This window comes from Streptosporangium sp. LJ11 (assembly GCF_051918945.1).
Lineage (GTDB): Bacteria > Actinomycetota > Actinomycetes > Streptosporangiales > Streptosporangiaceae > Streptosporangium.
Genome location: NZ_JBPXMB010000005.1, coordinates 91,436 through 116,088 on the forward strand (window position 1 = coordinate 91,436; position 24,653 = coordinate 116,088).

At 70.9% G+C, this 24,653-nt stretch carries 25 protein-coding genes and 2 pseudogenes; 19 read left to right on the forward strand and 8 right to left on the reverse strand.

The annotated features are described in order from the left end of the window. Nucleotides 1-109 precede the first annotated feature (109 nt). The 9 genes and pseudogenes from ACTOQ3_RS09430 to ACTOQ3_RS09470 all read left to right on the forward strand — a co-directional run bounded on the left by ACTOQ3_RS09430 (nt 110) and on the right by ACTOQ3_RS09470 (nt 5,991). A complete protein-coding gene (locus ACTOQ3_RS09430) occupies nt 110-889 on the forward strand; it encodes a glucose 1-dehydrogenase (RefSeq protein WP_440082974.1) in 780 nt (259 codons plus the stop codon). Beyond that, nucleotides 886-1,362 (forward strand): nitroreductase/quinone reductase family protein, encoded by a 477-nt coding sequence (locus ACTOQ3_RS09435; protein ID WP_440082975.1) that lies wholly within the window; start codon nt 886-888, stop codon nt 1,360-1,362. Before ACTOQ3_RS09430 ends, ACTOQ3_RS09435 begins: the two co-directional genes overlap by 4 nt. A gap of 164 nt (nt 1,363-1,526) precedes the next feature. Beyond that, nucleotides 1,527-2,251, forward strand: a pseudogene (locus ACTOQ3_RS09440) (transposase). 75 nt (nt 2,252-2,326) lie between these two features. Next, nucleotides 2,327-3,010, forward strand: a complete 684-nt coding sequence (locus ACTOQ3_RS09445) for a hypothetical protein (RefSeq protein ID WP_440082976.1) — start codon at nt 2,327-2,329, stop codon at nt 3,008-3,010. Continuing rightward, nucleotides 3,001-3,366: a hypothetical protein gene (locus ACTOQ3_RS09450; RefSeq protein ID WP_440082977.1), complete on the forward strand. Its 366-nt coding sequence runs from the start codon at nt 3,001-3,003 to the stop codon at nt 3,364-3,366. Before ACTOQ3_RS09445 ends, ACTOQ3_RS09450 begins: the two co-directional genes overlap by 10 nt. After that, on the forward strand, nt 3,306-3,485 hold the full coding sequence (locus ACTOQ3_RS09455) for a hypothetical protein (protein ID WP_440082978.1): 180 nt from the start codon (nt 3,306-3,308) through the stop codon (nt 3,483-3,485). The genes ACTOQ3_RS09450 and ACTOQ3_RS09455 overlap by 61 nt, the downstream gene beginning before the upstream one ends. A gap of 183 nt (nt 3,486-3,668) precedes the next feature. After that, nucleotides 3,669-4,421 (forward strand): SDR family oxidoreductase, encoded by a 753-nt coding sequence (locus tag ACTOQ3_RS09460; RefSeq protein WP_440082979.1) that lies wholly within the window; start codon nt 3,669-3,671, stop codon nt 4,419-4,421. 9 nt (nt 4,422-4,430) lie between these two features. Next, the gene (locus tag ACTOQ3_RS09465; RefSeq protein ID WP_440082980.1) at nt 4,431-4,841 is read left to right on the forward strand and encodes a cupin domain-containing protein; all 411 of its coding nucleotides are present in this window, start codon (nt 4,431-4,433) and stop codon (nt 4,839-4,841) included. A gap of 130 nt (nt 4,842-4,971) precedes the next feature. Beyond that, on the forward strand, nt 4,972-5,991 hold the full coding sequence (locus ACTOQ3_RS09470) for a ferritin-like domain-containing protein (protein WP_440082981.1): 1,020 nt from the start codon (nt 4,972-4,974) through the stop codon (nt 5,989-5,991). Between the two features lie 568 nt (nt 5,992-6,559). Here the strand turns inward: ACTOQ3_RS09470 and ACTOQ3_RS09475 are convergent. Further along, nucleotides 6,560-6,742, reverse strand: coding sequence for a hypothetical protein (locus ACTOQ3_RS09475; RefSeq protein ID WP_440082982.1), 183 nt, complete (start codon nt 6,740-6,742; stop codon nt 6,560-6,562). Nucleotides 6,743-6,819: 77 nt separating this feature from the next. On the opposite strand from ACTOQ3_RS09475, the gene ACTOQ3_RS09480 reads away from it, so the two are divergent. Then, nucleotides 6,820-7,080: a hypothetical protein gene (locus tag ACTOQ3_RS09480; RefSeq protein ID WP_440082983.1), complete on the forward strand. Its 261-nt coding sequence runs from the start codon at nt 6,820-6,822 to the stop codon at nt 7,078-7,080. An 82-nt stretch (nt 7,081-7,162) separates the two neighbouring features. On the opposite strand, the gene ACTOQ3_RS09485 is transcribed toward ACTOQ3_RS09480, so the two are convergent. Together ACTOQ3_RS09485 and ACTOQ3_RS09490 are read right to left on the reverse strand one after the other, a co-directional pair. Further along, a complete protein-coding gene (locus ACTOQ3_RS09485) occupies nt 7,163-9,694 on the reverse strand; it encodes a M14 family zinc carboxypeptidase (protein WP_440082984.1) in 2,532 nt (843 codons plus the stop codon). 195 nt (nt 9,695-9,889) lie between these two features. Next, nucleotides 9,890-10,651, reverse strand: coding sequence for an SDR family oxidoreductase (locus ACTOQ3_RS09490; protein WP_362677700.1), 762 nt, complete (start codon nt 10,649-10,651; stop codon nt 9,890-9,892). A gap of 239 nt (nt 10,652-10,890) precedes the next feature. On the opposite strand from ACTOQ3_RS09490, the gene ACTOQ3_RS09495 reads away from it, so the two are divergent. The 5 genes from ACTOQ3_RS09495 to ACTOQ3_RS09515 all read left to right on the forward strand — a co-directional run bounded on the left by ACTOQ3_RS09495 (nt 10,891) and on the right by ACTOQ3_RS09515 (nt 16,930). Beyond that, nucleotides 10,891-12,795 carry an ABC transporter substrate-binding protein gene (locus ACTOQ3_RS09495; RefSeq protein ID WP_440082985.1) on the forward strand — a complete coding sequence of 635 codons (1,905 nt, stop codon included), beginning with the start codon at nt 10,891-10,893 and terminating at the stop codon, nt 12,793-12,795. Nucleotides 12,796-12,801: 6 nt separating this feature from the next. Next, nucleotides 12,802-13,845: an ABC transporter permease gene (locus tag ACTOQ3_RS09500; protein WP_440082986.1), complete on the forward strand. Its 1,044-nt coding sequence runs from the start codon at nt 12,802-12,804 to the stop codon at nt 13,843-13,845. A 110-nt stretch (nt 13,846-13,955) separates the two neighbouring features. After that, nucleotides 13,956-14,828, forward strand: a complete 873-nt coding sequence (locus ACTOQ3_RS09505) for an ABC transporter permease (protein ID WP_440083176.1) — start codon at nt 13,956-13,958, stop codon at nt 14,826-14,828. A 99-nt stretch (nt 14,829-14,927) separates the two neighbouring features. After that, a complete protein-coding gene (locus ACTOQ3_RS09510; RefSeq protein WP_440082987.1) occupies nt 14,928-15,938 on the forward strand; it encodes an ABC transporter ATP-binding protein in 1,011 nt (336 codons plus the stop codon). After that, complete coding sequence (locus ACTOQ3_RS09515; protein WP_440082988.1) at nt 15,935-16,930, forward strand: ABC transporter ATP-binding protein; 996 nt, start codon at nt 15,935-15,937, stop codon at nt 16,928-16,930. Before ACTOQ3_RS09510 ends, ACTOQ3_RS09515 begins: the two co-directional genes overlap by 4 nt. 72 nt (nt 16,931-17,002) lie before the next feature. On the opposite strand, the gene ACTOQ3_RS09520 is transcribed toward ACTOQ3_RS09515, so the two are convergent. Beyond that, nucleotides 17,003-18,301, reverse strand: coding sequence for a DUF2252 domain-containing protein (locus ACTOQ3_RS09520; protein WP_440082989.1), 1,299 nt, complete (start codon nt 18,299-18,301; stop codon nt 17,003-17,005). Nucleotides 18,302-18,613: 312 nt separating this feature from the next. On the opposite strand from ACTOQ3_RS09520, the gene ACTOQ3_RS09525 reads away from it, so the two are divergent. After that, on the forward strand, nt 18,614-19,357 hold the full coding sequence (locus ACTOQ3_RS09525) for an SDR family oxidoreductase (protein WP_440082990.1): 744 nt from the start codon (nt 18,614-18,616) through the stop codon (nt 19,355-19,357). A gap of 81 nt (nt 19,358-19,438) precedes the next feature. Here the strand turns inward: ACTOQ3_RS09525 and ACTOQ3_RS09530 are convergent, their stop codons facing one another. Next, entirely contained in the window at nt 19,439-20,476 is a 1,038-nt protein-coding gene (locus ACTOQ3_RS09530) for a 1-aminocyclopropane-1-carboxylate deaminase (RefSeq protein WP_440082991.1), read from the reverse strand. A 2-nt stretch (nt 20,477-20,478) separates the two neighbouring features. Next, on the reverse strand, nt 20,479-21,129 hold the full coding sequence (locus ACTOQ3_RS09535; protein ID WP_440071100.1) for a GntR family transcriptional regulator: 651 nt from the start codon (nt 21,127-21,129) through the stop codon (nt 20,479-20,481). A 125-nt stretch (nt 21,130-21,254) separates the two neighbouring features. Here ACTOQ3_RS09535 and ACTOQ3_RS09540 point away from each other — a divergent pair, with 125 nt between their 5' ends. From ACTOQ3_RS09540 to ACTOQ3_RS09550, 3 genes are all read left to right on the forward strand, one after another. After that, on the forward strand, nt 21,255-22,001 hold the full coding sequence (locus tag ACTOQ3_RS09540; protein ID WP_440082992.1) for an alpha/beta hydrolase: 747 nt from the start codon (nt 21,255-21,257) through the stop codon (nt 21,999-22,001). Nucleotides 22,002-22,032: 31 nt separating this feature from the next. After that, on the forward strand, nt 22,033-22,854 hold the full coding sequence (locus ACTOQ3_RS09545) for an alpha/beta fold hydrolase (protein WP_440082993.1): 822 nt from the start codon (nt 22,033-22,035) through the stop codon (nt 22,852-22,854). Nucleotides 22,855-23,211: 357 nt separating this feature from the next. Then, nucleotides 23,212-24,003, forward strand: a complete 792-nt coding sequence (locus ACTOQ3_RS09550) for an MBL fold metallo-hydrolase (protein WP_440082994.1) — start codon at nt 23,212-23,214, stop codon at nt 24,001-24,003. An 88-nt stretch (nt 24,004-24,091) separates the two neighbouring features. Here the strand turns inward: ACTOQ3_RS09550 and ACTOQ3_RS09555 are convergent, their stop codons facing one another. Then, nucleotides 24,092-24,286: a hypothetical protein gene (locus tag ACTOQ3_RS09555; RefSeq protein WP_440083183.1), complete on the reverse strand. Its 195-nt coding sequence runs from the start codon at nt 24,284-24,286 to the stop codon at nt 24,092-24,094. A 65-nt stretch (nt 24,287-24,351) separates the two neighbouring features. Further along, nucleotides 24,352-24,579: pseudogene (locus tag ACTOQ3_RS09560) on the reverse strand (hypothetical protein); the annotation flags it as partial. Nucleotides 24,580-24,653: the final 74 nt, after the last annotated feature.

A 24,653-nucleotide genomic window follows, 5' to 3' on the forward strand; every position in this document is an offset into this window, starting at 1 on the left:
ATTGCCACCCACCTAGTGTCGGGGCAGTGGTGAGTCACTCGGCTTACCATCGGCCGCCGTTCATCACTGATGATCCCGGTCAGTCATCCACGTACCGAAGGAACATCTGATGCGCCGCTTCGACAACCAGACCGTGCTCGTGACCGGTGGGACCGGTGGCCAAGGCTCGAGCCACGTACGTGCCTTTCATGCGGAGGGAGCGAACGTGGTGATCGGCGACATCGACGCCGAACGCGGCGCCGCTCTCGCCGCCGAGCTCGGGACCCGCGCTCGCTTCACCCGCCTCGACGTCACCGACGAGAGCTCGTGGTCCGCCGCTGTGCTAGCCGCCGAGAGCGCCTTCGGCGCCCTGAACGTGCTCGTCAACAACGCGGGCGTCCAGAACCCGCCAGCGCCGATCGAGAAGACGGACCAGGCCACGTGGTCGCGCATCCTCGGCATCAACCTCACAGGGACCTTCCTCGGCATCAAGGTCGCCGCCCCCGCTCTGCGCCGCGCAACAGGGGGAGCCATCGTCAACATCGCCTCGACAATGGGCCTGGGCGGCACGGCGCACTACGCGCCGTACGTCGCCAGCAAGTGGGCCGTGCGCGGTCTCACCCAAACGGCAGCGCTCGAGCTCGGCCGGGACCACATCCGCGTGAACACCATCCACCCCGGCGTGATCGCGACCTCCTTCATCCAAGAACCAGCAGCTGGCGCCACCGCGGCAATCGCCGACTTCTACTCACCCGAGCCGTTTGCCATCCCCCGACTTGGAGAGCCGACCGACGTCACCCGGCTTCTCCTGTTCCTCACGTCATCAGACGCGTCGTTCATCACGGGGTCGGAGTACGTCATCGACGGTGGACTCCTCCTCGGGCCCGCCCTTCAGACCGAGACCGCATGAGCAGTCCAGACACGACCGGATGGAACGACTCCGTACGGGACGCGTCTTTGTCGCACCTGCCCGATCACATCCGGCGAGCCATCGAGATCACACCCGCCGCAGGCACCAGCGAACGGATCATCGACATCACGACGCTGGGGCGCCGCACCGGCCGACCACGCCGCATCGAGATCTTCTTCTACCGAGCTGTGGGCACCACCTACCTGTGTAGCGGCGCCGGCGGGGCCGCTACCGACTGGCATGCGAACCTTCTCGCCAATCCCACCTTCACCTTCCACCTCAAGAACGGGATCCGTGCAGATCTGCCTGCACGGGCCACGCCGGTCACCGCCCCAGCTGAACGTCAGGCCGTGCTGGCGGAGATCGTCGCGGATCTCAATCAGCCCCACGACCCCGGCACCATCCGGCCGACTCGGCTCGAAGACTGGGCCGACAGCCGGCTGATGCGCATCAGCTTCCGCCATCGGCCGTGATCGCGGACCCCTCGACAGATGACCTACTCCCAGAGACTGGGGTGTAGTCGCGGCTAGAGCGGCTCTTCGCCAGATGAAGGTGTAGCTGGCGCGGCGGTCCCGGGATAGATGTCGAGGTCTCCAGAGGGAAAGGCTCCTCCACGCTCATCCTGAGAGACCTCCACGTGCCCGACGCCACCGTCGGCGAGCGCTTGGATGCGTTCGCCCACCCCGATCTGACAACCTTCTGCCGCCTCGACGAGCTTGGGCTCGTCGTCACCGGCCAGCGCCTCGAGCCCGAGCGCACAGTCCTCGCGTGCCGGTTCGTCGAACCCGACCGTTGGTGTCACCGCGACCCGGCACGGTTCGACAACGTGTTGGTCGTCGGTGTAGATGGCACGTCTGGAGGCACACCCGTCACGGAGACAAGTACGTCACGGTCATCATCGACCTCACGCCGATCCGCGACGGCACCGGCCCACGGACGCTGCATACCAGGGCCGGGCTGCTCACCGACAAGCAGATCCACCGGCTGCGTGCTCTGTTCGCCGTCGAGGAGCATGTCGAGGTCGAGGCGACCTGGGGCATCCACCAGCGGATGATCGCCGCCTACCGCCACGAAGACCGCCGCTGTGGCCGGGACCTGATGACCGCACTGATCGACTCAGTCAGCCATGGTGTCCCGGCCGCTCTTGCCGAGGTCGTCACGCTCGGTCGGACACTGAAGAAGCGTGCCGACGACGTGCTCGCCTACTTCGACTGGCCCGGCACCGGCAACGGGCCCACGGAGGCGATCAGCGGACGCCTCGAACACCTTCGCGGCTCAGCACTCGGGTTCCGCAACCTCACCAACTACATCGCCAGAAGCCTGCTCGAGACCGGCGGGTTCGGACCACGACTACACCCTTAACCGTTAAGAGCCGCTTTGTCACAACGTAACGGGCTGTCCGGTCTTACTTGCCAACCCCGAAGGAGGCGGCAGACCATGACCGAGGCAGGCGCCGAGTCGCTGGCGGAGATGCTCGACGAACGGCAGCACCTGCTCGAGATCGCCCTGTGGATGTTCGGCTCGGACACCACGGCCGACCACATCGTCCAGGAGACCTATCGCCGCTGGTACGCCCTCGACCAGGAGGAACGCGCCGCCATCGCGGCGCCGCGCGCCTGGCTGACGCGGACAGCGGGAAGCATCTGCCTGGAGCTCCTCGCCGCCCCCGAAACCGACCCTGACCACATGCCCGGCGGCCCGGTGACCCCGGCCCAACCCGTGCCGGGTCCGGCCTCGTACCAGGTCGGGTATGGCCAGGCGATGCTCGCCAGGCACGACCGGGTGGCTCGCAGGTTCGCCGCAGCCTGCCAGGCGGGCGACACCGAGGCGCTGCGGGAGGTCCTGGCCGCCGACGCGATCGTCGTCAGCGACGGCGGCGGCAAGGTGCGCGTCGCGGTACGGCCGTCCTACGGCGTGGACGCGGTCGCACAGGTTGTCACGGCGCTGCTGGTCGACCAGCCCGGATCCGATCTGGCGATCGGATCGGTGAACGGCAGGGCAGGGCTCGTGCTGCGGCGGGCGGGCAAGGCCGTGGCGGTGGTCAGCGTGAGCGTGGCCGGAGCCGAGGTCACGGCGGTGTGGATCGTCCTCAACCCCGACAAACTCCAGCGTTGGCACTGAAGGGCATGCCGGTGAACGACCAGATCCTTTCCACGGATCACGACTACATCGGGGCGGAGTTCAAGCCGCTCTGCTCCACGCGCGTCGCTGTGACCGGCGGCAGCTCCTCCCACGGGCGGGCCAGCGGCCAGGCCAGGTCCGCCGACGGCACCCTCTCCCTGGAGCTGCGGATGCCCGACGAGCTCGGCGGCGACAACCTGGGGCCGAACCCCGAGCAGCTCTTCGCCGCCGGATACGCCGCCTGCCGGCCAGGCGGCACCTGCTCGACCCGGCCACGATTTCGGTGGAGGCCACCGTGGCCTTCGGCAGGGATCCCGCCGACGGCGGGTACCAGCTGCGCGCCGACCTCGTCGTGAACCGGCCGGGCGTAGAACCGGCGGCGGCCGCCCCGCCGCTGGAGCAGGCGACCGCGCTGTGCCCGTACGCGAAGATGACCCGGCAGAACATCCCTGCCGGCATCAGCCTCGCCTCCTGACCATGTCTCACCCGGCCCGCCGTTCGCGGGCGGCGCGGATGTGGCGGTGCTCCTCGGGGGTGGCGCCACCAACAAGCAGGTCGCCCTCGAACACGAGGCCGCCTGTCACAACTGAGGAGGCTGCCTTGTCTTAGCTGACGACCGGGGCGCACACGAGCGTCCCGGAAGACGAAGGGGCTGGTAATGAAGATCGTGGTCATAGGCGGCACGGGGCTCATCGGGTCGAAGCTGGTGAAGAAGCTCGGCGAGCACGGCCACGAGGCCGTGGCCGCCTCGCCGAACACCGGCGTCAACACGCTGACCGGCGAGGGCCTGGCCGAGGTGCTGAAGGGCGCCCAGGTGGTGATCGACGTGTCGAACTCGCCCTCGTTCGAGCGCGAGGCCGTCATGAAGTTCTTCCAGACCTCCACGGGCAACCTGCTGGCGGCGGAGGCGGCGGCGGGCGTGGGCCACCACGTCGCGGTGTCGATCGTGGGCACCGAGCGGATGCCGGAGAACGGCTACTTCGCGGCGAAGATCACCCAGGAGAAGCTGATCGAGAAGTCGGGCATCCCGTTCTCGCTGGTGCACTCCACCCAGTTCTTCGAGTTCGCCCGAGGCATCGCCGACGAGGCCACAGTCGACGGCAAGGTGCACATCGCGCCGGTGCTGTTCCAGCCGATCGCGGGCGACGACGTGGCCCAGGCGGTCGGCAGGACCGCGGTGGGGACGCCGCTGAACGCCCGGATCGAGATCGCCGGACCGACCCAGTACAAGATGGACGAGTTCTTCCGCAAGGCGCTGGCCGCCTGGGGCGACACCCGCGAGGTCGTCGCCGACCCGCAGGCGCGCTACTTCGGCAGCGTGCTCGACGAGCGGTCGCTGGTGCCCGGTGACGGCGCGCAGCTCGGCACCATCACCTACAAAGACTGGCTCGACCAGTCCACCGCGAAGTAGGGCCGGGCGATGGACAAGCCGCGATCGACCGCGTGGCAGACGGCGCTGACCGTGCTGCAGGAGGCGCAGCCGCCGTTCATCCCCGAGGGCGCGCAAGCGATGACGGTGGTGATCGAGTACCCGCCCGGAGACCCGGGCGCGCCTCCGCACCGCCATCCCGGTCCCGCCTTCGGCGTCGTGCTCGAGGGCGAGATGCTGATGGAGCTGGAAGGGGAGCCCGAGCGGGTGATCCGGGCCGGTGAGGCGTTCTGGGAGCCGGGTGGCGACGTCATCCACTACCAGGACGGCAACAACCGCGACGACGTCCCCCTACGGTTCACGGTCACCATGCTGTGCGAGCCGGGCAAGCCCATGTTCACGCTGGTGGAAGAGACCGAGCTGGCCCAGCGCAAGGACCGCCGCGCGCCGCGCCCGTCCTGAACCCGCGAAGTACCAGCAGCGTGACGCACCGGCTGCCGTCATCGCTGCCTGATCCCAGGATCGAACCAGGCCGCCGGCCCACCGGCCGGCGGTCCGATCCGCCATGCCAACAACCCGAGGTATGACACGAATGAACCACGAACAACCGGTTCGGATCGACACGCTCAGCAGCCTCCGCGAGCACCTGCAGTGGGCGATCGAGTTGGAGCACGCGACGCTGCCGCCGTACCTGACGGCGCTGTACTCGCTGGATCCGGAGCGTAACCCGGCGGCGGTGGAGGCGGTGAGCGGCGTCTTCGTGGAGGAGATGCTGCATCTGGCGCTGGCGGCGAACCTGCTCAACGCCGTCGGCGGCACGCCGCGCCTGGACATGCCGCAGATGCTGTCGCCGCACCCGCGCAAGCTGCCGCACAGCGATCTGGAGGTGTCGCTGGTGCCGTTCGGGTCGGAGGCGCTGGAGATGTTCCTGCGCCTGGAGCAGCCGGCGGCGCCGAGCGCGCCGCCGGAGGACGACGGTTACGAGACGATCGGGCAGTTCTACGCGGCGATCGAGCAGGGGCTGCGCCACCTGTGCGACACGCTCGGCGAGAAGGAGGTCTTCTGCGGCGACCCGGCCCGGCAGGTGAGCGGCGCCCGCTTCCGTCACACGGCCGGATCGCTGTTCGCCGTCGAGGACCTGGAGTCCGCGCTCGGCGCGCTCAGGGAGATCGTCGAGCAGGGGGAAGGCAACGCCCGCGGCGAGGTCTGGGACGGTGACCAGGACGTCTTCCACCCCGAGCGGGACGAGGTCGCCCACTACTACCGCTTCCAGGAGCTCAAGCTCGGCCGCCGCTACCAGCGGGGCGACACCCCGAAATCCGGGCCCACGGGGGAGGAGCTCGTGCTCGACCGGGCCGGTGTGCTCCCGATGACGCCCAACCCGCGGCCCGCCGAGCCGGGCACTGCCGTACGGGCTGCGCAGGATCTGTTCGACACCACCTACAGCACCCTGCTGAACCTGCTGGAGCAGGCATTCAACGGCGACCCGAGGCGGCTCGCGGACGCCACCCGCACCATGTTCACGCTCAGGGCCCACGCGCAGGCCCTGATGGCGCTGCCCGGCGGCGCCGGTCCCACCTTCGCCTACGTGCCGCGCGAAGCACGTAGCTGATCCATGGCGAAAGAAGGCACATCATGAACAAGCACATCATCGAGCCCGCCGCCTGGGAGCTGGCGCAGGCCAGGACACCGACAGCTACCGCGAGTTCGCCGACGGGCCGTACCTGACGGCAAAGGCGATGGCCTGGTTCCGGGACGCCTGCACCACCGACCCCACCCAGCGCGCTGAGATCACCGCCTCGCCGCTGCGCGCCTCTAGGTAAGGTGCCTTCTATTGATTTGGTGCTGACGTAAGGGGCTTCCGTGGGTGTTTCCGTGGCGTACGTGACCTTCGCCGACCCGGACGGGGTCGACGACGAGAAGGAGGTCGCCGTCGCGGCGTGGGCCGAGGAGGGGATCACCGGGCGGATCGCGCGCTGGGACGATCCCGAGGTCGACTGGGCCGCGTTCGACGCCGCCGTGGTCCGTACGCCCTGGGACTACGTGGAGCGGCGGGCGGAGTTCCTCGCGTGGGCCCACCGGACGGAGTCGGTCACGCGGCTGCTCAATCCGGCGGCCGTGCTGGAACGCAACACCGACAAGACCTACCTGCGGGAGCTGGGCGTGCCGTCCATCCCGACCTACTGGGCCGGGCCGGGGGAGGCCGTGGACTTTCCCGTCCTGGACGAGTACGTGGTCAAGCCCTCGATCTCGGCGGGGGCCCGCGACACGATCAGGACCGGGGACCGGAAGGAGGCCGAGGCCCACGCGGCCCGGCTGGCCGCCGGGGGGCGGACCGCGATGATCCAGCCGTACCTGGACATGGTCGAGACCGAGAGGGGGGGGGACCTCGCTGCTGTACTTCGGCGGCCGGTTCAGTCACGCCGTCCGGCGCAACGCGATGCTGGTGGAGGGCGCGGGCGAGCCGGAACAGGGCAACGACCACGGGGAGCTCCGTGTCCCCGAGCCCGACCAGCTCGCCCTCGCCGAGCGGGTGCTGGGCGAGTTTCCCGAGGTGCTCTACGCCCGGGTGGACCTGGTCCGCCTGGCCGGCGGGGCTCCGGCTCTCATCGAGGTCGAGCTCACCGAGCCGTACCTGTTCCTGCGGTACGCGCCCGGCGCCGCCGCCAACCTGGCCCGTGCCCTGGCCGGGGCGCTCTGAGCGTCCCCTGCGAAATTCCCGCGAAACGCGACGGCGCGCGTCCTGGGGAAGGGGACGCGCGCCGCATCGTTGCCGAAAAGTGCTACTGCGGCATCACCACCGCGAGCGGGGAGACCCCGGCGGTGCGCAGGGCGCCGGGGAGCTTCCGGGCCCAGGGGTGTTCGTGCAGATCGAGCTCCTCGGGGTTGGCGACCGTGAACCGGACGGCCCCGCCGGTGGCGGGCTGCTCGGTCCAGGTGGCGCCGAAGCCCTTCAGCGCCGCGGCGACCTTGTCGCGGTCGGCCGCGGGGACCGTGACGCGGATCGGCGACCCGAGGTCGGGGATGGCCGCGGCGGCCCGCGAGGCCTCGGGCGCGGGGGCGAGCGCCCGCGCCCGCGCGGAGGCGGACGGCAGGTCGGCGGTGATCGCGTTGGATACGATCTTCGCCGTGCCGTCGGTGAAGGCGCGGAAGTTCGGCTCGGCGGCGAACAGCACCGCGTGCCCGTCACCCACCGGCTCGTCGACCGCGGCCGCCGTCCCGCCGAGCTCCTCGGCGCCCAGCGCGAAACCGGACTGGAACCAGTCGGGCGAGTTCGCGGCCGGGTAGGAGGACACCACGTGTGCGGGGTCGGCGGCACGCATGACCAGGTCGTACGCGTAGAACTGCATGACGCTCGACCCGACGTCCTCGCTCAGCGGACCGGCGGCCACGGTGGTCCTGAAGAGCGAGCCGGGGATGTCCGAGGTCGGCTCGGACAGCGTCACGCCGGAGATCCCGGCCAGGACGGCCAGCTGGGTGCCGCCCGCCCAGCCGACGTACCGTCCGCCGCCGCCGACCCAGTCGCGCAGCGCCGCGCGCCCGGCGTCGCCGAGGGCGGTGTTCGCCGCGTTGGCCGAGCCGTCCGGCACGAGCACCACGTCCAGCCCTGTCAGCCTGCCCGCGGCGACGTCGGCCGGGGTGAGCACCGTGTAGGGCAGCTTCCAGTCGCGGTCGAGGCGGTGCCGGAGCCAGCCGGAGGACTCGGCGGCGTTCTGCGCCGTGCCGCCGGACAGCTGCAGGACCCCGATCCTGCGGGAGGTGGTCACCTTGGCGGACGGGGCGCCCACCGGCTGGACCGGCGTCGCGAGGGGCAGCAGCACCTGGCCGGAGGACCCGCCGGAGACGTTGCCGAGCAGCGGCAGGCTCCACGCGGTCACGTCGTAGAAGTACGGGAACGGCGTGTAGGTGTCCTCGTTCAGCATGGCCTGGACCCAGTGCTTCTGGCCCTGGGCCATCGGGATCCAGTAGGTGCCCCTGGGCAGGGTGGTCCTCGCCTCGGGCCTGCCGTACGCCTTGAAGTCCTTGACCGTGAGCGGCAGGGCCAGCTTGAACACCTGGACGTCCATGCGCTGGAGCCGCCGCACGATCAGCTCGGTCTCCGCCTTCTTGGCCGGGTCGTCGGCGCGCAGGAAGTAGTGGCGGACCTTGCGGTCGGGAACCTGGGTGATGACCTCGTTGCCCGGGTTGTAGACCTGGTTCGGCTCCAGCTCGCCGTCGAGGCCCTGCTTGAGCGCGTCGGCGTACATGCGGTGCCAGGCGGTGAGGATCTCGGTCTTCTTGGCCGCCGCCGCGGAGAGCGAGACCCACTGGGTCAGCCACTGCTCGAAGGTCCGGGCGGCGATCGGGGAGGCGTTCCCCTTCTCGAACGTCATGCCCGCCGCGTTGAACCCGGTCGTCGGGACCGTGTCGCCGTAGCCCATGTAGAACATGTCGTAGACGTCGCGGTTGAAGAACGGGATGCCGCGCCCGGTGAACTCGTCGATCATCGCGGCGCCGTAGGTGTTGTTGATCCAGTCGATCGTCGGCTCGGCGATGTCGTGGTAGAACGGGTCGGCGTTCGGCGGGAAGAAGTATTCGGTGCCGCCCATCTCGTGGGCGTCGATGAAGAGCTGCGGCGGATACCTGCGCATCAGCTCGATCTTGCCGTCGGTCTCCGGCTGGGTCCGCGCGAACCAGTCGCGGTTCATGTCGAACGAGTAGGCGTTGCGCCGGGTGTCGGCCTCGCGGCCGTCGGGGTTCTGCGTCGGCAGGATCACCACGACGGCGTTGTCCAGGATCCGCCTGGCCGCGCAGTCGTCCCGCCCGGCCAGGTCGTGCAGGGTCCTCAGCGCCGCGTCGGTGCCGCTCTCCTCGCCGCCGTGCACGTTTCCGGCGATCCACAGGATCGCGGGCGTGTTCCTGGCGAGGACCTTCGCGGCGGAGGCGGGGGTGAGGGGGTTGCGCAGCAGCTTGATCGAGGTCTCGATCGCGCGCAGGTTCCTGATGTTGTGCGAGGTGCCGACGATCGCGTACTTCAGCGGGCGTCCCTCGGCGCTCGTGGCCAGGGCGCCGGAGACGACCCGGTCGCTGGCCCTGTCGATCGCGGTGAGCAGGGTGTCCGACTCGGCCGAGGTGACCTCTCGCTCGCCGAGCTCGAAGCCGAGAACGCTCTTCGGCGTCGGCACCTTGCCGTTGTACGCGGGGGGAGTCCGGGTGGCGTCACAGGTGGTCACGGGGGGTGCGGCCGGGGTGGGTTCCGCCTGGGCGGCTCCGGCGGGGAGGGCGATGGCGACGGCCAGTACGGCCGGTGCCATCACCTTGAAACGCTTCAGCATGAGGTAAAGCTGTCATCTGAAAGAAATGACGGCAAGGGGGGAAATTTTACACTTGTGTTACGGGTGGCCCTTTTGGGGCTTTTATAGTTAGAGGTGCTTATAGGGGGATTATGGGTGAAAAATCCTCTTCTGTTGGAACGTCTCCCGGACCGTCGGGGCCCTCTCCCGCCGGCGGGCCTCCTCGTCGCCGGGAAGCTACGCGTGGCCGGAGATGCCGCCGTCGACCGGGATCACGGCCCCGGTGAGGTAGGCGCCGGCGCGCGAGGACAGGAAGATCGCGGTGCCCGCCATGTCCTCGGGGCTGCCGATCCTGCCCATCGGGACGTGGGAGGCGACCGCCGCGCGCATCTCCGGGTCGTCGAGCGCGAAGGCCATCATCTTCGACTCGAACGGCCCCGGGGCGATCGCGTTGACCGTGATCGACTCCCTGGCGAGCCGCTGGGACAGGTGCCGGGTGAGCATGTGCACGGCCGCCTTGGCCGCCGAGTAGGCGTAGTTCTCCATCGTCGGCACCCGGAGGCCGTCCACCGAGCCGATGTTGATCACCCTGGCCGGGTCCTCCGGGCTCGCGGCGGCGCGCAGCAGCGGCAGGAACCGCTGGGTCAGGTAGAACACGCCCTTGACGTTGATCCCCCAGAGCTTGTCGAAGGCCTGCTCGGGATACTCCTCCAGCGGCGCGCCCCAGGTCGCCCCGGCGTTGTTCACCAGCACGTCGAGCCGGGACTCGCGCTCCGCGACGGCCTCGAACAGCGCGGACACCCCGTCCTCGGTGGACAGGTCCGCGGGTATCGCGGTGCACCCCAGCTCGGCGGCCGTCTTGCCGACCTCGGCCGCCTTCCGCGAGGAGATGTAAACCGTGGCCCCCGCGTCGACGAACCCGGCCGCGATCATCCGGCCGATTCCCCGGGACCCGCCCGTGACGACGACGGTCTTGCCTTCCACCGAGAACAGAGTCATGTTCTGTAGCATGCCGCACCCCCGGCGAACCCGTCCATACCAACCGGTCGGTTCCGCGCGTTGGACATCCTGTTCCTGATCGATAATCCCTTTTGTGGCGATTTGTACCGGAAGACTTGAAAAATAATGTCGCCAAATAAAACGAGAGTGAAACAATCTTCCACCCCTCGTTGACACGCGCCGTTCATATGGTGTGCCTTCGTTGTCAGGGAGTCACCGATCCGGAAGTGGGGTACGGCATGCTCAGAACGGGTGCGCGCCTGATGGTGCTGGGCCTGGGACTGTCGATGGCGCTGTCGGCGACGACACTTCCCGTGGCGCACGCGTCACCTCAGGGACGTTCCGCGCCCCCCGCGCCTCCCGGGGTCCTCGCGCTTCCGGCGTCTCCCGTCCGGCACGTCCCGGCCGCGCGGGCGCCCCAGCCCGCGAAGAAGATCGTCCGGCTGGGCGCGACGCAGAGCATGGACTCGATGAACCCGTTCCTGGCGGTCCGGCTGATCTCGACGTCGATCCACCGCTGGACGTACGGCTATCTCACGGTGTCCGACTCGAAGACCCTGAAGCCCAGCCCCGACCTCGCCGAATCGTGGAAGACGTCACCGGACAAGCTGACCTGGACCTTCACGATCCGGTCCGGGGCGACCTGGTCGGACGGCAGGCCGGTCACCGCGGGGGACGCCGCGTGGACCTTCAACAAGATCATGACGGACGACGCGGCCAAGACGGCGAACGGCCCCGCCGTCGAGAACTTCGAGACCGTGACGGCGCCCGACGACCGGACCCTCGTCATCAAGACCAGGAAGCCGCAGGCCTCGATGCTGGAGCTGCCGATCCCGATCGTGCCCAAGCACGTGTGGGAGGGCGTGCCCGACATCGGCACCTTCGAGAACGAGACCTACCCCGCCGTCGGCAGCGGGCCCTACATCCCCGTCGAGCACAGCAAGAACAACTACGTGAAACTCAAGGCCAACCCGTCGTACTGGCGCGGCGCCCCCAAGATCGACGAGCTGCACGTCATCTTCTACGAGAACCCCGAGGCGGCCATCGCCGGGCTGAGGAAGGGCGACATCGACTGGATCGGGCGGCTGGCACCCCCGCAGTTCCAGGCCCTGGCGGGTGACCCCAACCTCGTGCAGTGGAACACCCAGGGCCGCCGCGCCGGCTACCTGCAGCTCAACCCGGGCGCCGAGACGGCGGGCGGCGAGCCGATCGGCGACGGGCACCCCGCGCTGAAGGACGCCAGGGTGCGCAGGGCGATCCATCACGCGATCGACAAGAAGACCCTCGTCGCGCAGGTGCAGAACGGGCTCGCCGTCCCCGCCGACGGCTCGATCATCCCGCCGATGTACCGGGAGTTCTTCTGGAGGGCCGAGGGCGACAAGGCCGTCACCTTCGATCCGGCCGAGGCCAACCGCCTCCTCGACGAGGCCGGGTACGCCAAGGGCGCCGACGGGATCCGGACCATGCCCGGCGGAGGCCGCAAGCTGGAGATGCGCTTCAGCATCCACACCGAGGACCCCGTCGAGGACAAGCTCGCCCAGTTCGTCACCGGCTGGCTCAAGGACATCGGCATCCAGATCACCACCCGCAAGCTCGACGCCAACAAGTTCACCGAGGAGACGGGCGGCACCGCGCTCTACGACATCGCGATCAGCGGCTGGTCGGTCAACCCGGACCCCGAGGAGATCCTGGCCACCCACCTGTGCAGCCGCCGGCCCACCGCGAGCGGCGAGGGCGGCGGGACCGAGTCGTTCTTCTGCGACGAGGAGTTCGAGAGGCTCTACCAGTCGCAGCTGGCCGAACTCGACCGAGCCGCGCGGGTCGGCCTGATCAAGCAGATGCAGGAGCGGCTCTACACCGAGGCCCCCGTCATCGCGCTCTACTATCCCAACAACCTGGAGGTCTACCGCAAGGACCGGATCGCCTCCATCACCCCGATCCCGGAGGACAAGGGCATCCTGTACGGCGGGAGCGGCTACTGGCCGGTCTACTCCCTGCGGGCGGTGGAGCGCGCGGCCCCGGCCGGCGACGACTCCGCGGGGGGCGTCATCCTGGCCGTCGCGGCGGGTGCGGCCGTGCTCGCCGGGGCCGGGATCTTCCTCTTCACCAGGCGGCGCCGCGCCACCGCCGACGACCGCGAGTAGCGGCCGATGAGCACACCGCCGGGCGAGCTGACGAAGGCGCCGCCGGACGACGGTCGAGACGGTGCCCGCCGGAGCCTGGCGCGCTACGCGCTGGTCAAACTCGGCGGGGCGCTGCTCGGCATCGGGCTGGTGATCGTCGCGACGTTCTTCCTGTTCCGCCTGATCCCCGGCGACCCCACCATCGCCTACACCCGCGACGTGCCGGTCACCCCGGAGCAGCTCGCCCTGCTCAGGCGGCAGATGGGCCTCGATCGGCCGCTGGGCGAGCAGTTCCTGGACTTCGTGCTGCGAACCCTGCGGCTGGACCTCGGCACCTCGTACGAGTACCGCAGGCCGGTCGCCGAGCTCATCGGCGACCGGGTGGGCCCCACGCTGCTGCTGGTGGGCACCGGGCTGGCCGTCGCGGTCGGCCTGGGCATGTGGCAGGGCACCAGGGCCGCCTGGCGCCACGGCGGCCGGTTCGACCGCTTCTCCACGGGGACCGCGCTGACCCTGTGGTCGGTGCCGACCTTCTGGCTGGGACTGCTGCTCCTCATGGTCCTCGCGGCGGGGATGGGGCCGATACCCGGCATGTTCCCCACCCGGGGCATGCAGGACGTCGACGCGCCGGACGGGCCGCTCTACCTCCTGCACGTCGCCCACCACCTGGTGCTGCCGTGCCTCACCCTGGTCGCCGTCGTCTACGCGCAGTACCTGCTGGTCATGCGCTCCTCGCTGCTCGACGAGATCGGCCAGGACTACGTGACCACCGCCCGCGCCAAAGGCCTGCGCGACGACGACGTCCGGCGCCGCCACGCGGTGCCGAACGCGCTGCTGCCGACGGTGACCCTGGTCTTCATGCAGATCGGCTTCGTGGTCGGCGGCGCGGTCTCGGTGGAGTTCGTCTACTCCTGGCCCGGCCTCGGCCTGCTGTTCGTCGAGGCGATCAAGGGACCCGACTACGCGGTCATGCAGGGGACCTTCATGCTCGTCTGCGCCGCGGTGATCGTCATGAACACGCTGGCCGACGTGGTCTACCACGTCCTGGATCCGAGGGTGAGGTCGGCGTGAGCACGAAGGAGGAGGACACGAGGCGGGAAGGTCCGGGGGAAGGGGAGGCGACCGGTGGCGCCGCCGGAACCCCGGGCGCGGCCGGCGGCGGCACCGGGACGCCGCGCGCGATCGCCAGGACGCGCCGCCGCGCCGCGCTCGTGCGGTTCTGCCGCGCGTACGCCGGGAACAGGGCCGGGCTGTACGGCGCGGCGATCCTGCTGGTCGCCGTCCTGGCGGCCCTCGTCACGCCGCTGGTCACCGACCCGTCCGGGATGGACGTGACCAGGGCGACGGGCGCCAAGATGGCACCGCCGAGCGTGGACTTCCCGCTCGGCACCGACGAGTCCGGCCGCTCGGTCCTGCTCATGCTCCTGTGGGGCGCGCGGGTCTCGCTGCTCATCGGGTTCATGTCGGCACTGCTCAGCATGGTGATCGGTACGGTCTTCGGCATCGCGGCCGGGCACTTCCGCGGCTGGGCCTCGGCCGTGCTGATGCGCGTCACCGACTGGTTCCTGGTGCTGCCCGCCCTGGTCCTGGCCCTGGTCCTCGCGGCCGTCCTCGGCGGCGGCACGTCCACGATCATCCTGGCGATCGGGGTGACCTCCTGGGCCTCCACGGCGAGGCTGATCAGGGCCCAGACACTGGCGGTCGAGGCCAGGCCCTACATCGAGAGGTCCAGGGCGCTGGGCGCGGGGCACTGGCACGTCATGACCCGGCACGTGCTGCCGAACGTCGCCCCGCTGGTCCTGGCCAACACCACCCTCACGGTGGCCAGCGCCATCGTCACCGAGTCCACCCTCGCCTTCCTGGGCGCCGACTCGGGCCAGGTGTCGTGGGGCGGCATGCTGCGCGGCTCCTACGACTGGGGCGCGGCCACCTCGGGCGCCTGGTGGTACGTGCTGCCGCCCGGCCTGTGCATCATCCTGGTCGTCCTGGCGTTCACCCTCTGCGGGCGCGCCCTGGAGACCGTACTCAACCCACGCCTTCGGGGGGCCTCGTGACCGTGCTCGATCCACACCCGGGGGAGGACTCGTGACCGTACTCGGCCCGCGGCCTCCGGGGACCCCGGCCGCGTCCGGCCCGTGGCCTCGGGAGGTCTCGTGACCCTGCTCGAACTGCGCGACGTGGCGGTGACCTACCGGAGCGCGGCCGGGGACGTCCCCGCCGTGCGGGGCGTCTCGCTCGCCCTGGCGGAGGGCGAGGCCCTCGGCGTGGCGGGGGAGTCGGGGTCGGGCAAGTCGACGCTGGCCATGTCGCTGCTGCGGCTGCTGCCCAGGGACGCGCTGGTGTCCGGGGAGATCCTGCTGGACGGCGAGGACGTCCTCACGATGAGCTGGGGGCGGCTGCGCGCGATCCGCTGGGCGTCGGCCTCCCTGGTCTTCCAGGGCGCCCAGCACGCCCTGAACCCGGTGCGCAGGATCGGCGACCAGATCGCCGAGCCGCTGCGGGTGCACGGCATGGCGACCGGCGCGGCGGCGCGGCGCAGGACGGCGGAGCTGCTGGAGCAGGTCGGCCTGCCCGCCTGGCGGGCGCGCGGCTACCCGCACGAGCTGTCCGGCGGGCAGCGCCAGCGCGTGATGATCGCGATGGCGCTCGCCTGTTCCCCGCGCCTGATCGTCGCCGACGAGCCGACCACCGCGCTGGACGTGATGATCCAGGCGCAGGTGCTCTCGCTGATCCGCTCGCTCGTCGCCGAGCACGGGATCGGCCTGATCATGATCTCTCACGACCTGTCGGTCCTGGCCGCGACGTGCGACCGGCTGGCGGTCATGTACGCGGGCCGCGTGGTCGAGTCCGGTCCCTCGCGCGAGGTCTTCCGGAACGCCGGGCACCCCTACGGCAGGGCGCTGGCCGGGGCCTTCCCCACCGTCGGCGACCCCGCCTCCAGGATGGCGCCCAGCGGGCTGGGCGGCGACCCGCCCGACCCGGCCCACCTGCCCACGGGGTGCTCCTTCCATCCCCGCTGCCCGGTGTCGCTCGTCTCGTGCGCGTCGGAGCCGGTCGAGCTCTGGCCCGTGGGCCGTGCCGGTGACCGTACCGGGGCGGGTCGCGCCGAGGCGTCGCACACCGCCGCGTGCGTCCACGTCCGCGTCCCCGAGGAGACCCGATGACCCTGCTCGAAGCGCGGGACCTGCGGGTGGAGTTCGTCTCGCGCGGGCGCCGCGCCCGCGCGGTGGACGGGGTGAATCTCGCCGTGGGCCAGGGAGAGATCGTCGCGCTGGTCGGCGAGTCCGGTTGCGGCAAGACGACGCTGGCCCGCACCCTGCTCGGCCTGGAGCGGCCCGCCGCGGGGTCGGTCCTGTACGGCGGGGCCCCGCTGGCCTACTCCTCGCGCGCGCTGCGGGCCCACCGGCGCGAGGTGCAGCTCGTGCTTCAGGACCCCACGGGATCGCTCAACCCCCGGCACACCGTCTACGAGGCGGTGGCCGAGGGGCCGCGCATCCACCGCCTGCCCGCGGAGGAGGAACGGGTCGCGTCGGCGCTGTCGCGCGCCGGGCTGCGGCCCCCCGAGCGGTTCTTCAACCGCTACCCGCACGAGCTGTCCGGCGGCCAGCGCCAGCGCGTCGTCATCGCCGGGGCCCTCGCGCTCGACCCCCGGGTGCTGGTCGCCGACGAGCCGGTGGCCTCGCTGGACGCTTCGGTGCGCGGCGAGATCCTCGCGCTGCTGCTCCGCCTCCGCGACGAGCTGGGCCTGTCGGCGCTGGTCGTCACCCACGACCTCGGGCTGGCCTGGAACATCGCCGACCGCGTCGCGGTGATGTATCTCGGCAGGATCGTCGAGTCGGGACCGGTGGAGCGGATCCTCACCGCGCCGTCGCATCCGTACACCCAGGCGTTGCTGTCGGTCCTGCCGGAGTCGCCGTCGCCCGTGGTGCTGGGCGGCGAGCCGCCGGACCCGACCCGGATCCCGCGGGGCTGCCGCTTCCACCCGCGCTGCCAGGTCCTGGCCTCGGGCGCGGCGGCAGAGACGGGGGTCGACGGGCTGTGCGTGTCACGGCCGCTGCCCGTCCTGCCGTCCTCGGCCGCCGCCCAGGTCGCCTGCCACCACGCCGAGGCCCGCTCCGCCTCCGCCCGGGGCGAGGTCGAGGCGGAGCGGCGGTGAGCGGCACCGAAACGCGGGCGGGCGGCGTGCCCGCGCGGGAGAGGTGGTTCGCGGAGGCCGGGGCGGCCGGGGTCAGAGGCCGGGCAGGCGGCCGTTCCTGAACAGGTCGACGAAGAGCCCGTGGTCGGCCCTGGCCCGTGCCCCGTAGGCGTGGGCGAAGTCGACGAGGGTGCGGGTGAAGCCCTCGGTGTCGCCGCCGATCACGGCCACGATCGCGTCCTCGGTGGAGAAGTCGACCAGGTCGTGGCTGGACTCGTCGTCGGCCACCGAGTGCATCCTGGCCACGGCCCGGCCCAGGTCGCGGACGACCGAGGCCAGCTCGTCCGGCTCGTTGACGTCGCCCCAGTTCAGATCGGCGGAGTAGGGGGAGACCTCGGCGACCAGCTGGCCGACGCCGTTCAGCGTGGTGTGGCCGAGCCACGGGTCGGCGTACGCCTGCAGGGCCCGCTGCGACTCCGCGGTGCGGTGGCCCTGGTGCCTGAAGTAGCCGTGCACCTTCTCGTCGGTGATGTGCCGCGCCACGGCCGGCACCTGGGCCTGCTTCATGTAGAGGATGACGTCGTTCTCCAGGGCCTGGGTGTGGCCCTCGAGGAGCATGTTGTACGAGGGCAGCCCGGCCGAGCCGATCCCGATGCCGGTGCGCAGCGCGAAGTCCTTGATCTTGTGCTCGATCGCGGAGGCCGTGGGAAGGGTCGTCAGGTAGTCGCGGAAGGCCGCCTCCACCGCCTCGCGGGTCTCCTGGTCCACCGGATGGCGGCCGTCCATGACGGCGAACCTGCGGTCGAAGTTCTCGACGGTCGTCTCCAGGTCCAGCAGCGCCACCCGGGTGTTCAGCCGGGCGAGCTGCAGCACCCGGTGGAGCACGCCGCTCGTGGTGTCCAGGGTCAGCGAGCCGATCGCGTCGTCCCCGCCGTCCGAGATGCCGTGCAGCTCGGAGAGATAGGAGTGGGCGAACTCGGCCACCAGCTCGCCGATGACGTCGTCCGACAGCGCCTTGGCGTACCCGATGAGCGCGACGCTGGCCGCGAACCGCCGCAGGTCCCAGATGTACGGGCCGACGTAGGCCTCGTCGAAGTCGTTGACGTTGAACACCAGGACGCCCGAGGCGTTCATGTAGGTGCCGAAGTTCTCGGCGTGCAGGTCACCGTGGATCCAGACGCGCCGCGTCTGCTCGTCCAGGAAGGCGTCGTCGGCGAACGCGCCGGTCATGTCCGCGTAGAACAGGCAGGCGCTGCCCCGGTAGAAGGCGAAGGGCGAGGCGGCCATCTTCCGGAACTTGCGCCGGAAGGCCGCGGGGTCACGCTTGATGGAATCACCGAACTCGGTGATCAGGACGTCGAGAATGTGCGCCGAGCGCCCATCGGTGTTCATGGTGGGCAGGTTAGGTCGCGGGACCGGGACTCCGCCAGATCCGCGGCATCACGATGTGGAACGTACCAATGGGCCCGTCCTGTTCCGATCCGGTTCGGAGGGGGGCGCACGGCGTCGCGGAAGGGCGGAAAGGCGTCGACAACCGTGCCGGTCGATCATAGGTTCGGCGGTGGGACCCGAAACCGCGCGGGAGGCCGAGGGGGATCGGAAGCGCGGTGGGTGCGGCGGGCGCGGTGGGCGCGGGGCCCCGCGACGTGGACACGGGGTCCGAAGGACGGCTGGAGAGCTCACGGGAGAGGCACGGAGGTCGGCATGGCGGTGCTGGAGGGCAGGACGGCGGTGGTCACCGGGGGGTCGCGGGGCATCGGCCGGGCGATCGTGGAGCGTCTCGCCCGCGACGGGGCGGACGTCCTCTTCACCTACGCGAACGCCGCCGCGTCCGCGGGCGAGGTGGAGCAGGTGGTCAAGGAGGCGGGCGGGAGCGCCCGCGCCGTCCGGGTCGACCTCGGCAAGCGGGGCGCCGCGGAGTGGCTGATGGAGAGCGCCGAGGAGTTTCTCGGCGGCCTCGACATCCTGGTCAACAACGCCGCGCTGAGCTTCACCCCGATCTCCCTCGCGGAGACCACCGAGAAGCTGTACGACCGCGCCATGGCGGTCAACGCCAAGGCCGCCTTCCTGACCATCCGCTACGCCGCCAGGCACATGCGCGACGGCGGCCGTATCGTCAACATCTCCACTCTCAACACCGTCCGCCCCGCGGCCGGCATCGCCCCCTACGCGGCGAGCAAGGGCGCCCTCGAACAGCTGACCGCGGTCGCGGCCCGCGAGCTCGGCGAGCGGGGCATCACCGTCAACACGGTCTCCCCGGGCGCCACGGACACCGACCTGCTGCGCGGCGCCAACCCTGAGGCGGTGCTGGCCCAGGTGGCCGCCATGACCCCGCTCGCCCGCCTCGGCGAGCCCTCGGACATCGCGGACGTCGTGGCCTTCCTGGTAGGTCCCGACGGGCGCTGGGTCACCGGCCAGAACCTCCAGGCCAACGGGGGTCTCAGCTGAGTCGCCCCCGGCGGCCGGCGGTCTTCGCCGGCCACGGCGCGGGCGGTTCCCGAGCTGCCCGGCCGTGGGCCGTGACCGGCGTCAGGTCAGCCGCCGGGTGCCGGTGAACAGGCCGCTGTAGGCGTTCAGCGCCGGCTGGCCGCCCAGGTGCGCGTACAGGACGGTGGCGTCGCGGGGGATCTCCCCGCCGGTGACGAGGTCGATCAGACCGGCCATCGACTTGCCCTCGTAGACCGGGTCGATGATCATTCCCTCGAGCTCGCCGGTGAGCCGGATCGCGTCCAGGGTCGATCGCACGGGGATCCCGTACAGGTCGCCGGCCCACCCGTCCAGGATCGTGATCTCGTCGTCCCGCAGGGGCCGGCCGACGCCGATGAGCTCGGCCGTGGCCCTCGCTATCCGGGCGACCTGGTCGCGGGTCTCCTCGAGCTTCGCGCTCGCGTCGATCCCGATCACCCGGCGCGGCCGGCCGCCGGCCTCCTCGAGCGCGGCGAAGCCGGCGATCATGCCGGCCTGGGTCGAGCCGGTGACCGCGCAGACCACGACGGTGTCGAAGAAGACGCCCAGCTCGCGTTCCTGCCGCGCCACCTCGTACGCCCAGTTCGCGAACCCGAGCCCGCCGAGCCGGTGGTCGGAGGCGCCCGCCGGGATCGGGTACGGCGTGCCGCCGCGCTCCCTCACGTCCTCGATCGCCCGGTTCCACGAGTCCTTGAAGCCGATGCCGAAGCCGGCCGGGTCGAGCCTGACCTCGGCGCCCATGATCCGGCTCAGCATGATGTTGCCGACCCGGTCGTTGACGCAGTCCGGCCAGTCGACCCAGTTCTCCTGCACCAGCACCGCCTTCAACCCCAGCGACGCGGCGACGGCGGCGACCTGGCGGGTGTGGTTGGACTGGTACCCGCCGATCGACACCAGCGTGTCCGCGCCCTGCGCGAGCGCGTCCGGGACGATGTACTCGAGCTTGCGGGTCTTGTTGCCGCCGTACGCGAGCCCTGAGTTGCAGTCCTCGCGCTTCGCCCAGATCGAGGCTCCGTCGAGGTGCCGGGTGAGTCGCGGCAGCGGGTGGACGGGGCTCGGCCCGAAGGTCAGCGGGTGGCGGGGGAAATCGGACAGGGTCATGCTCACTCCTCGGTGGCCGGCAGCGTGCGCCAGGTGTCGAAGGCGACCGCCGCCGCCTGGTCCGCGTCTCCGGCGGCACAGAGCCGGATCAGGTTGTCGTGCCGGGCGAGGGACGCGCGTCCGCCCAGCGACGAGAAGCGCAGCCGCTCGGCGCGGCGCAGTACCGGCGTGAACTGGTCGAGGACCGAGGTGAGGGCCCGGTTGGAGGCCACTCGCACGGGGATGCCGTGCAGCTCGTCGTCGGCGCGCAGGGCCGCCTCGACGTCGCCCTTCTCGATGGCCGCGCGGAACCGGTCGTTGGCCTGGCGCATCGTGTCGAGGTCGGCCTCGGTGAGGGCGCCCACCGCCTCACGGACGGCGAGTTCGTGCATCGCCGCCACCACGTCGCGGGCCTCGCGGACGTCGCGCAGGTTCAGCGAGCTCACCGTCGTGGAGCGTCCCGGCTGGGCCACGACCAGCCCGGCCTCCGCGAGACGCAGCAGCGCCTCACGGACCGGGGTGCGGCTGACCCCGAGCCAGGCCGCCAGCTCGACGTCGCGTAACTGCTCGCCGGGCGCGAGGCTGCCGTCGACGATGGCGTCGCGCAGGCGTTGGTAGACGTTGTCGCGCAGGAGGTGCCGGTCGATGGCGGGCGTGTTTTGCGGGATGGGCATGCAATATATTGCACACACCGAGCCGGAAACTTCAACCGGACCGCGATGTTGACAGTGCTAGCAATATATTGCATATTTCATTTCGGGACGGCGGCCGCCGTTCCCGTACCGAGAGGAAGATCCCGATGAGCATCACGTCCCGCGAGCCCGCCGCGGTGGGAACCCCCACCGTCGTCCTGGTCCACGGCGCCTTCGCCGAGTCCGCGAGCTGGAACGGCGTGGTGGGCAACCTCAAACGCCGCGGTTACCCGGTCGTCGCCGTCGCCAACCCGCTGCGCGGGCTGCGGGAGGACGCCGGGTACCTGCGCAGCGTGCTCGACAGCCTGACCGGTCCGATCGTGATCGCCGGCCACTCGTACGGCGGGTCGGTGATGAGCGAGGCCGCCGACGGTGCCGACGGCGTCGTCGCGCTCGTCTACATCGCCAGCTTCAACCTCGAGGTCGGCGAGAGCACCGGCGACCTGGCGGGCAGGTTCCCCGGCGGCGAGCTCGGTCCCGCCCTCAACCCGGTGCCGTACCCGGCGGCCAAGGGCGGCACGGGGACCGACCTGTACATCCGGCAGGACATGTTCCACGCGGTGTTCGCCGCCGACGTCGCCCCGGAGACGGCCGAGCTGATGGCGGCCACGCAGCGGCCCATCGAGGCGACCGCGCTGGCGGACAAGGCGACCAGGGCGGCCTGGAAGACCATCCCGTCCTGGACCATGGTCACCACCCAGGACCTGGCCATCCCCGCCGAATCCATGCGCTTCATGGCCAAGAGGGCGGGGTCGACGACCGTCGAGATCGACGCCTCCCACGCCGTCACCGTCTCCCGCCCGGACGCCGTCGCCGAGCTCATCGACGCCGCGGCCCGCGCCACCACCCGCTGATCACACCTCCGCAGAGCAGAAGGGAAGTTCCATGAACCTCAAGCCGAACCTCAAGCCGAACCTCAAGCGCGCGGCCGCCGCCACCGGTGTGCTCGTCGCCGCGCTCCTCTCCAGCGGTGTCGCCACCGCCGACGCGGGTTCGATCAAGCCCACGGTCGTCCTGGTCCACGGGGCCTTCGCCGACTCCTCCAGCTGGAACGGGGTGATCGCCGACCTCAGGCGCAAGGGCTACCCGGTCATCGCCCCGGCCAACCCGCTCCGCGGCCTGCGCCACGACGCGCAGTACCTCCGCAGCGTCCTGAACAGCGTGAACGGCCCGATCGTCCTCGCCGGCCATTCGTACGGAGGCACCGTGCTGAGCGAGGCCGCCGACGGTGACCGCGACGTGAAGGCCCTCGTCTACATCGCCAGCTTCCAGCCCGAGGTCGGCGAGAGCACCGCCGAGCTGGCGGGCAGGTTCCCCGGCGGCGAGCTCGGCGACGCCCTCAAAACCGTCCCGTTCCCCACCGCGGACGGTGGCACGGCGGACGACCTGTACATCCTGCAGGACAAGTTCCGCGCGGTGTTCGCCGCCGACGTGCCGCGCCGGACCACCGACCTGATGGCCGTCACCCAGCGGCCCATCGCCGCCGGCGCCCTTGAGGACAGGGCCATCAAGACCGCGTGGAAGACCATCAAATCCTGGAGCATGATCACCAGGCAGGACCTGGCCATCCCCGCCGAATCCATGCGCTTCATGTCCAAGAGGGCGAAGTCCACGACCGTCGAGATCGACGCCTCCCACGCCGTCACCGTCTCCGAACCCGGCGCGGTGGCCAACCTCATCCACAAGGCCGCCCGCGCCACCACCTGACGCCGCGCGGTTCCGGAGCGGTTCGCGCCGGTAGGGCGATCCGCGTGACCGATGGCACGGTCGCGGCCGGGGATCGGCACGGCCGGGGGGCCTGGCGGACCTGAACGCGCGGAGAGCGGTCATCGATCCGCGGCGGCACCTCTCAGGGAGCTCGTGGCGGATCCGACCCCGTCCGCTTCACCGGCGGGTCCTCCCGGCCCATGCTTTTGACCGACTCCGGCCGTGCCCTTCGGCTTACGTGGAGGGTTACCTGGCAAAGTGGATCTGGTTACGTGCGGGCCCGGTCGGACGGCCTTCGCGGAGCTTTTCGGAAGCCGGGCACGCCACACCACCCTCTATCCGCAAGGGACCTTCCACATGTCTGCCACCAGCCCCGCCGGCGAGCGGTTCTCCGTCCGCGTCTTCGGAGGACCGACCGCCCTCTTCGAGTACGGCGGCCTGCGTTTCCTCGTCGACCCGACCTTCGACGCCCCCGGCGACTACCAGACGCCGGGTGGCCCGCTCCTGGTCAAGACCGCCCCATCCACCGCCACCCCCGCCGAGCTGGGCCGTATCGACGTGGTCCTGCTCTCTCACGACGAGCACCCCGACAACCTCGACATCTCCGGCCGGACCCTGCTCGCCGACGTCCCCCTCACCCTCACCACCCCCGACGGCGGGCGGCGCCTGGGGAACGGGGCCAGGGGCCTGGCCGACTGGGAGTCGGTCGAGCTGGACCGCCCCGGCGGCGGCACCGTCACCGTCACCGGCGTGCCCGCGCTCCACGGCCCCGGACCGCGCGAGGAGGTCGAGGCGATCCTCGGCCAGGTCGTCGGTTTCGTCCTGACCGGCGAAGGAATGCCCACCGTCTACGTCAGCGGCGACAACGCCTCCCTCGGCCTGGTCAAGGAGATCGCCGCACGCTTCGGCCCCGTGGACACCGCCGTCCTCTTCGCCGGAGCTCCCCGCTTCCCCGTCCTCTTCGACGGCGAACCGATCGTCCTGGACAGCGCGCAGGCCGCCGAGGCCGCCAGGATCCTCGGCGCCCGCCGGGTGGTCCCCGTCCACTACGACAGCTGGGCCCACTTCACCGAGGGCCGCGACGAGCTGGTCGCCGCCTTCACCGCCGTCGGCCTGGCCGACCGCCTGGACCTCGGCGACCGGGACTGACCGGCCCGTTCCGCGCCCCCGGGCGCGCGTCTCGTTCAAGGTTCGCCACGGACGAGGGCGTTCGCCGGTGGCGTGAGGTTCGGCCGGGTCAACGCTCGTAGTCCTTCAGGGTGATGGCGTTCGCCGTCCGCCGGATGCTCTTGGCGATCAGTCCCTTCCACGGCACGTAGGGCAGGAGCTTGTAGTTCTGGTTGACGAACCAGGCCATGAACCGGCTCTCGGGAACCATCCACCTGCCCACCCCGTCGCCCGACTTCTGGCATCCCGCCGCGTACGCGCGCATGGCCTCCTCGTAGCCGGCGAGGCCCGCGCGGTGGTCGCCGCCCGCGGCGGCCAGCTCCCCGGGTTCGTCCGCTCGCGCCGGATGTCGTCCAGGATCCCCATCCGGGCGAGCACGGTGAGGTGTGCCTCGCCGCGGAAGTCGACCGCGTAGCCGCCGTCGCGGACGCCGGGCGCCCGTTCCACGACCGTGGGGGTGAAGCCGTGGCGGTGCAGCCAGTAGGCCAGTGCCGGACCGGCGACGCCGGCCCCCGAGATCAGGATGTTCTTGTTCTTGAGCCGCGGTGTGGTGTTCATGGGGCGAGCCTGTCCGAGGGCGCTCACCGCCCGATCACCGCGAGCTCACCGCTTTCACCGGAGGCTCACCGCGA